This window comes from Cohnella boryungensis (assembly GCF_042651945.1).
GTDB lineage: Bacteria > Bacillota > Bacilli > Paenibacillales > Paenibacillaceae > Cohnella > Cohnella boryungensis.
Genome location: NZ_JBHSED010000048.1, coordinates 1 through 1,286, shown reverse-complemented (window position 1 = coordinate 1,286; position 1,286 = coordinate 1). Strand labels below are relative to the sequence as shown.

Annotated in this window: 1 pseudogene; it reads left to right on the top strand. The window is 51.0% G+C overall.

Annotated features, from left to right (window positions below):
* The first annotated feature begins 104 nt into the window (after positions 1-104).
* A pseudogene (locus tag ACFO1S_RS21570) lies at positions 105-1,281 on the top strand (IS256 family transposase).
* Positions 1,282-1,286 lie beyond the last annotated feature (5 nt).

Genomic DNA, 1,286 nt, shown 5'->3' with positions numbered 1-1,286 from the left:
GGCGACGTAAAATAGTCTGTGTACCAACATCTGGAGTCTTACCAGAACACAAAAAAGTAGGGTATCCTCGGGATTGCGACACCACCAAGAAGGAGCCCTACTCGATGACTACTATACCCGAAAATGCGTTTAATGATCTACTTGAAAATGCTGTAACTAAGCTGCTACAGGACAAACTAGAACTGCTGCTGCGCGAAGAAATCAAAAATTACATCCAAAATGAACACCAGGGATCACGCACGACGCTTAACGGCAACTACAAGCGCTCCTATCAAACACGCTATGGAACCATTCAAGCATTGCAAGTGCCACGCGACCGCAAAGCTCAGTTCCAAACACGGTTGTTCCAGCCGTATCAGCGTCGTGAAGGCTGGCTGGAGGAAGCAATCATTCACATGTACAAAGGCGGCATGAGCACGCGAGAAGTGGCTAAGTTCGTCGAGAGTATGTTTGGTTCACAGTACTCACCTACGACCATCAGCAACATCACGCAGACCGTCATGGAGGACATTGAGCAGTGGCAGAAACGCCCGCTAGAGAAGCGTTATTCCGTGATCTACCTTGACGGTCTCTTATGTGAAGCTTAAGCGCAACACGGTAAGTAGCGAAGCCGTGTACTTGGCGATGGGCATCGACGAGAAAGGGACCCGTCAAATCCTCGGCTTCTATGTCGGTGGTCACGAGAGCTCTAACGGCTGGCGCGAGGTGCTCAAGGACCTCAAGCAGCGTGGCGCTACGGACGTGTTGCTTGGCGTATTTGACGGCTTGCCGGGGCTAGAGGAAGCCTTCCGTGAGATCTACCCGATGGCCGATGTGCAACACTGTGTCGTTCACAAGGTACGTGCGACATTCCCTAAGATTCGCACGACGGATAAAACCGAGTTTCTAGACGAGTTGAAGCAAGTGTACACGGCTATTGACCCAGACGTCGCTCGAGCCGTATTCGACGGCTTCAAAGACAAGTGGCGCAAGCAGTACCCGAAGGAAATTAAGTCATGGGAAGAGCAACTCCCGACCCTCCTGACCTTTTATAAGTATCCGCCTTTAACGTGGTCAGCGATCTACACCACAAATCCAATCGAGCGGATGAACAAGGAGCTACGCAAACGCCTCAAGCCGATGAATAGCCTCACGAACATAGAATCTGCGGAGAAGATCATCTACCTCCAAGCCCTCGACTACAACGAGAAATGGTGCGGCAGAGCGATTAGGGGCTTCGTGGATACAGATACGAAGGCGGCGTTTGAGAAGATGTACAACGAACGGTACAGCCGAAAATAAACTCC